We start from the raw sequence: 361 nt of genomic DNA, 5'->3' as shown, positions 1-361 counted from the left end.
CGAGCGGCGAGGTGCTCGCCACCGCCGAACAGATGCTGTTGCATGTGGATTCCAAGGCCGGAAAGGCGGTCGCCGCGCCGCCGGAAATCCTGGCCGAGGCGAAAGCGATTGCCGAGCGCCATTCCTCCCTCCCTGCCCCGGATGGCGTTGGACGCCATGTCGGGCAGAAGAAACAGGGGTGAGCAATGATCTGCCTGCCAACTCCCCTTTCCGATAGCCTATCCCGCAAGGCGTTACCTTGCGGGCTGGCGGGATCGGGAGCGCATGGCGGCGCAGAAATCAACCAATACAACCAGAGGGATAGGGCTGCACCCCCACCTGCCGGGTGGCTTTTCCCGCGCAGCCGCGAAATGTCTTCTGC

1 protein-coding gene is annotated in these 361 nt (G+C 64.3%); it reads left to right on the top strand.

The annotated features are described in order from the left end of the window. A partial coding sequence (locus tag SCA31_RS22675; RefSeq protein ID WP_410699306.1) for a hypothetical protein occupies window positions 1-182 on the top strand: 182 nt, incomplete at its 5' end. Window positions 183-361: the final 179 nt, after the last annotated feature.

It is taken from the genome of Chryseobacterium sp. SIMBA_028 (assembly GCF_046535285.1).
GTDB lineage: Bacteria > Bacteroidota > Bacteroidia > Flavobacteriales > Weeksellaceae > Chryseobacterium.
Note: the sequence above shows the minus strand (reverse complement) of the source record. Positions and strands in the feature narration are given on the sequence as shown.